Source organism: Mycobacterium sp. (assembly GCF_035506235.1).
Classification (GTDB): Bacteria; Actinomycetota; Actinomycetes; order Mycobacteriales; family Mycobacteriaceae; genus Mycobacterium.
The window spans coordinates 21065-27323 of sequence record NZ_DATJPU010000173.1 but is presented as its reverse complement, the minus strand read 5'-3'; the positions used below and the strand labels follow the sequence as shown (position 1 = coordinate 27323).

Annotated in this window: 6 protein-coding genes; all 6 read right to left on the bottom strand. The window is 65.2% G+C overall.

The genetic code is table 11. The annotated features are described in order from the left end of the window. Nucleotides 1–195 (bottom strand): F0F1 ATP synthase subunit epsilon (locus VMD50_RS16490; RefSeq protein WP_475447621.1); only part of this gene is annotated, 195 nt, incomplete at its 3' end. A gap of 34 nt (nucleotides 196–229) precedes the next feature. After that, nucleotides 230–1687, bottom strand: coding sequence for a F0F1 ATP synthase subunit beta (gene atpD, locus VMD50_RS16485; protein ID WP_325428805.1), 1458 nt, complete (start codon nucleotides 1685–1687; stop codon nucleotides 230–232). A gap of 19 nt (nucleotides 1688–1706) precedes the next feature. Then, nucleotides 1707–2624: a F0F1 ATP synthase subunit gamma gene (locus tag VMD50_RS16480; RefSeq protein WP_325428804.1), complete on the bottom strand. Its 918-nt coding sequence runs from the start codon at nucleotides 2622–2624 to the stop codon at nucleotides 1707–1709. A 6-nt stretch (nucleotides 2625–2630) separates the two neighbouring features. Beyond that, entirely contained in the window at nucleotides 2631–4310 is a 1680-nt protein-coding gene (atpA, locus tag VMD50_RS16475) for a F0F1 ATP synthase subunit alpha (protein ID WP_325428803.1), read from the bottom strand. Nucleotides 4311–4363: 53 nt separating this feature from the next. Next, a complete protein-coding gene (locus tag VMD50_RS16470; protein ID WP_325428802.1) occupies nucleotides 4364–5704 on the bottom strand; it encodes a F0F1 ATP synthase subunit B/delta in 1341 nt (446 codons plus the stop codon). A 7-nt stretch (nucleotides 5705–5711) separates the two neighbouring features. After that, nucleotides 5712–6257, bottom strand: a complete 546-nt coding sequence (locus VMD50_RS16465) for a F0F1 ATP synthase subunit B (RefSeq protein ID WP_325428801.1) — start codon at nucleotides 6255–6257, stop codon at nucleotides 5712–5714. Nucleotides 6258–6259: the final 2 nt, after the last annotated feature.

Genomic DNA, 6259 nt, shown 5'->3' with positions numbered 1-6259 from the left:
CACCGCGATCCGCAGGTCGTCCTCGCCTTCGCGTTCGACACGCACCATGGCGTCGTCCACCAACTGTGCCACCAGAGGGATGTGTCGCGGCAGGATGCCGATCTCGCCGACGGTGGTGCGGGTGAACAGGAACGTTGCCTCCCCCGACCAGATCTTCCGGTCGACGGCGACGATCTCAACGTTCAATTCGGCCATGCCACTTAACCTTTCAGCACCTTTCAGCGCCTTATCACGAATCGAGCTTGGCGCCGAAGCTTTCGGCTTTCTTGGCCAAGTCGTCGAGGCCGCCGATCAGGAAGAAGGCCTGCTCGGGGATGTGGTCGAAGTCGCCCTTCGTCAGCTTGTCGAATGCCTCGATGGTTTCCTTCAGCGGCACCGTCGAACCCGGCTGGCCGGTGAACTGTTCGGCCGCCATCATGTTCTGCGAGAGGAACCGTTCGATGCGCCGGGCACGCTGGACCAGCTGCTTGTCCTCCTCGGACAGCTCGTCGATGCCGAGGATGGCAATGATGTCCTGAAGGTCCTTGTAGCGCTGCAGGATCCGGATGACTTCCTGTGCGACGCGGTAGTGCTCGTCACCGACGACACCGGGGTCAAGGATGGTCGAGCTCGAGGCCAACGGGTCCACCGCGGGGAAGATCCCCTTGGAGAACACCGAACGCGACAGCTCGGTGGTTGCGTCCAGGTGCGCAAAGGTCGTCGCGGGCGCCGGGTCGGTGTAGTCGTCCGCCGGCACATAAACCGCCTGCATCGATGTAATCGACCGGCCGCGGGTCGAGGTGATGCGCTCCTGCAGCTCGCCCATCTCGTCGGCCAGGGTGGGCTGGTAGCCCACCGCCGACGGCATGCGACCGAGCAGGGTCGACACCTCGGAACCGGCCTGGGTGAACCGGAAGATGTTGTCGATGAACAACAGCACGTCCTGGCCCGCCTCGTCGCGGAACCACTCCGCCATCGTCAGCGCGGACAGCCCCACCCGCATACGGGTGCCGGGCGGCTCGTCCATCTGACCGAATACGAGCGCGGTGTCCTTGAGCACGTCGGCTTCCTTGAGCTCCACCCAGAGGTCGTTGCCCTCGCGGGTGCGCTCACCCACCCCGGCGAAAACCGAAGTGCCGCCGAAGTTTCGGGCGATACGGTTGATCATCTCCTGGATGAGCACCGTCTTGCCGACGCCGGCGCCGCCGAACAGCGCGATCTTGCCGCCACGCACGTACGGGGTCAGCAGGTCGACGACCTTCAGGCCGGTCTCGAGCATCTCGGTGCGGGGCTCGAGCTCCTCGAAGGGCGGCGGCTTGCGGTGAATCGACCAGTGGTCGAAGTCCTCTCCGTACCCCGGCTTGTCCAGGCAGTCGCCCAGGGCGCTGAAGACGTGGCCCTTCACGCCCTCGCCGACCGGCACCGAGATCGGGCCACCGGTGTCGATGACCTCAACCCCGCGCACCAAGCCGTCGGTGGGCTGCATCGAGATCGTGCGAACCAGGCTGTCGCCCAGGTGCTGGGCGACCTCGAGGGTGAGGGTCTTCTTGAGCTCCTCGAAGGTGATCTCGGCGTGCAGCGCGTTGAACAGCTCGGGGACCGAGCCGCGCGGAAACTCGACGTCGACAACGGGCCCGGTGACACGCACCACGCGCCCGCCGGTCTCGGTGTCCTTCGACTCTTTGGTCTTCTCGTCTGTAGCGGTCATGTCTCTTCTTCCTCGTGCGCTACTTGGCGTCGGCGAGCGCGTTTGCGCCACCGACGATTTCGCTGATCTCCTGGGTGATCTGGGCCTGCCGCTCGCGGTTCGCCATCAGCGTCAGCTCTTTGATCAGGTCGTCGGCGTTGTCGGTGGCCGACTTCATCGCCCGCTGGCGTGACGCGAGCTCCGACGCCGCGGCCTCCAGCAGCGCCGCATACACCCGCGTGGTCAGGTACCGCGGCAGCAACGCCTCGAACAGGGTCGTCGCGTCGGGCTCGAAGGAGTACAGGGTGTGCAGTTCGGGTTCTTCCTCGACGTACTCCACGACCAGCGGGGCGATCCGGTGGGCCACCGAAGTTTGCGACATCATCGACTTGAACTCCGAATAGACGATGTGCAATTCGTCGACGCCCTCGACGTCCTCCGACTGCTGCCCCTCCTCGTCGCCCGTGCCCTTCATGAAAGCGTCGACCAGGGTCGAGGCGATCTCCGCCGCCTTCTCGTAGGTGGGTTGCTCGGAGAAACCCGTCCACGAGTCGGTGATGTCCCAGTTCCGGAATTTGTAGTAGTTCTGCGCCTTGCGGCCCACCGTGTAGAGAACCGGTGCCTTGCCTTCCTCCCTCAACAGGGAGAACAACTCCTCGGAGCGGCGGAAAACGCTGGAGTTGTACGCACCGCACAAACCCCTGTCGGAGGACACCACCAGGACGCCGGCCCGCTTCGGCTCTTCTCGCTCGACCAGCAAGGGGTGGTCGAGAGCTGCTTCGGCAGACAGGGTGGTGAGCGTCGCGGTGATCTGGAACGCGTAGGGCCGAGCGGACTCCAGCCGAACCTGCGCCTTACCGATGCGCGACGTCGCGATCATCTCCTGCGCCTTGGTGATCTTCTTGATCGACCCTGCGGAGCGAATCCGGCCGCGCAATTCGCGAAGTGTAGCCGCCATCGTTAGCTACTTCTTGTCCTTCTTGGAGTCCTTGGATTCCTTCTTCTCCTTCGGCTTCTCCTTCTTGACTTGCACCGACTCCTTCGCCAGGTCTTCCTCGTCCATCGGCTCGACGTGCTCGTCAGGCACCACCGATCCGCCGTCGGAGGCCGCGAAGCTCTTCTTGAACTTGTTGATGATCTCGGTGAGCTGGTTCTCGCCTTCTTCGGACAGCTTTCCGCTGTCGCGGATCCCGGCGAGGAATTTCTCTTCCGAAGCCCGCATGTGGTCCAGCAACTCGGTTTCGAACCGCCTGACGTCCTCAACGGGCACGGAGTCCAAGTGGCCCCCCGTGCCCAGGAAGATCGAGACCACTTGCTCCTCAACCGGCATGGGCTGGTACTGCCGCTGCTTGAGCAGTTCGACCAGCCGTTCGCCCCGCTCCAGCTGCGCCTTGGAGGTGGCGTCCAGGTCGGAGGCGAAGGCCGCGAACGATTCCAGCTCGCGGTATTGCGACAGGTCCAGGCGCAGCGAGCCCGCCACCTCCTTCATCGCCTTGATCTGCGCGGCACCGCCGACGCGGGACACCGAGACACCGACGTTGATCGCGGGCCGGACACCCTGGTTGAACAGGTCGGACTCCAGGAAGCACTGCCCGTCGGTGATCGAGATGACATTGGTCGGGATGTAGGCCGAGATGTCATTGGCCTTGGTCTCGATGATCGGCAGGCCCGTCAGCGAACCGCCACCGAGCTCATCGGACAGCTTGGCGCAGCGCTCCAGCAGCCGCGAGTGCAGGTAGAACACGTCGCCCGGGTAGGCCTCACGGCCCGGCGGGCGGCGCAGTAGCAGCGAGATCGCGCGGTACGCCTCGGCCTGTTTGCTCAAATCGTCGAAGACGATCAGCACGTGTTTGCCGTCGTACATCCAGTGCTGCGCGATCGCCGAACCAGTATACGGCGCAAGCCATTTGAAGCCGGCGGAGTCCGATGCGGGCGCGGCGACGATGGTGGTGTAGTCCATCGCACCGCCCTCTTCGAGTGCCTGACGGACGGCGGCGATCGTCGTGCCCTTCTGGCCGATGGCCACGTACACGCAGCGCACCTGCTTGCGTTCGTCGCCGGATTCCCAGTTCTGCCGCTGGTTGAGGATGGTGTCGACGCAGACAGCGGTCTTGCCGGTCTTGCGGTCGCCAATGATCAGCTGGCGCTGGCCGCGGCCGATCGGGGTCATGGCGTCGATGGCCTTGATCCCGGTCTGCAGAGGCTCTTTCACGCCTTGGCGTTGCACGACCGACGGCGCCTGGATCTCCAGTGCCCGCCGGATGTCGGTGTCGATGTCGCCCCGTCCGTCGATGGGGTGCCCGAGCGGATTGACGACGCGGCCCATGAATGCGTCGCCCACGGGAACCGACAACACCTCGCCGGTGCGCTTGACCTGTTGGCCTTCTTCGATCTTCTCGAAGTCACCCAGGATCACCGCGCCGATGCTGTGCTCGTCAAGGTTGAGCGCGACGCCGAGGACCCCGCCCGGGAACTCGAGCAGTTCCTGGGTCATGACGGAGGGCAAACCTTCGACGTGCGCGATGCCGTCCCCGGCTTCGATGACGGTACCGACCTCCTCGCGCGAGGTGTCGGAGGTGAAGGAACTTACGTACTCCTCGATTGCACCCTGAATGTCCTCAGCGGAGATGGTCAACTCGGCCATGGCTTTTCGTCTTCCTACTTGATCTTCGTTCGCGTGTGGTTGTCGATGTCTGTTCAGTCGGGCAGCTGGGCCTCGGCCGCGGCCAGCCGAGACGACAGCGTCCCGTCGATCACCTCGTCGGCGACCGAGATCAGCAGCCCGCCGAGCAATTCGGGATCGACCTGCAGCTGCACCGTCACCAGATGGTCGTAGATGCGGCTGAGAACCTCGGTGAGACGGGTGCGTTGGGCGTCGCTGAGTTCGGCCGCGGCGGTGACCTCCGCGACGATCTCGCCGCGACGCGCCACGGCGACTTCCGCCAAGAACTTCACGGCCACCTCGGCCGGCTCGCCCCTCAGCAGCTCGACGGTCTGGGTCAGCAGCGCCGAGGCGATGGGGTTAACCTTGCCGCTCGCGCTGTCAAGCACCTTGCGCAGCAACCCGATCCGCCCTTCGACGGGAGTGCCGTAGTCGCCCAACAGGATCGACAGTCGAGGCTGCGCATCGAGGATGCGGGAGAACCGGAACAGTTGCTCCTCGACTTCATCCACCTGATCCTCGCGTTCGGCGACTTCCAGCAACGCCTGCCGCGAAATGTGTTCGATGGCGTCGACCAAATCGGAGTTCGCAGACCACCGCTCGGAAACGGCCGCCCTCAGCACGTCGAGTGTGGCGTCGCTGACCTTGCCGGACACCAGCCGCTCGATCAGCCGAACCCTGGGGGCCGCGTCTTCGGCCGGCACGGTGAGGTAGCGGGTGACGACGATTTCGCTGTCCAGCATTCTGGCCACCGCCACCAGCTCGCCGGAGAGGGCGGAAAGCGCTTTGTTGTCAAGGTTCTTGGCGATGGTGCGGAACCGATCCGACAGGTCGCCCAGTGCCTGCCGGCTGGCCGAGCGCATCTTCGCCAGCAACGGGTAGGCGACCTCGGCGGGTGCCGGCGCCATGGCGTCCAGATCGTCCAGGAACCGATCGACGGTGGCCGACTGCTGTTCTGCGTCGGCGACGTAGTTGCGCACCAATTCCCCTGCCTGGCGCACGGATTCGTGTCCCAGCTCCAGGCGGAGCTGACGCGTCAGCTGCGCCCGCAGCAGCTCGGCCTGCCGCGTGCCCTGCGCCTTGATGCGGTCGGCCTCCACTCCGGCCTGAGCCTGAAATTGCTCGGTGATGCGTTCCGCGTCCGACCGAGCCTCCTCGACGACTGTTTCGGCCTCTTTCTTGGCGGCCTCCACGGCCTTGCTGTGGGCCGTGGTCGACTCGGTCAGCCGCTCGGCGGCCGCGGCCGAGTCGGCCAACTGCTGGCGCACCACGTTCTGCCGCGCGGTCATCATCTTGCGCACGGGCGGCACGACATACCGCACGACCAGCGCCACGATGACTGCGAACCCGAACAACTGTCCCACGAAAGTCCACATGTGCCGATTACCGCCCGGACGACTCGGTGGCGGAGGTGGCCGCGGCGGCGGGCGCGATGTCGACGCCGAGGATCCGGCTGGCCAGGGTCGCCGACATGGTTCCCACGTTGGCGCGCAGATCCAATTCCACCGCGTCCCTCTCCCGTTTCAATTGCTCGGCGGCCAGCTGCAACGTCGACATCACCTCTTGCTCGGCACGGGCGCGCGCGTCTTCGACGACCTTACGGCCCTCCACGCGGGCGTTGTCGCGGAACGACGACGCCTGCACGCGGGCTTCCTTCATGGCTTCTTCGTAATCGGCCCGGGCGGCTTCGAACTGCTCGACCGACTTCTTGGTGTCGGCGGCGGTCTTGGCGATCATCGCTTCGCGCTCACGCAGCACCTTCAGGATCGGCGGTACCACAAAGGTGCCGATGACGGCGAGCACGATGAGGAAGATGGCCAGCACGAAGAAAAAAGTGCCGTTGGGGACGAGGAAGTTGCCGCCCCCCTTGCCGCCTCCCTCTGCTACCGGCTGGCCGGCCGCCAGCGCGATGGCGCTCGAGTCACCCATCA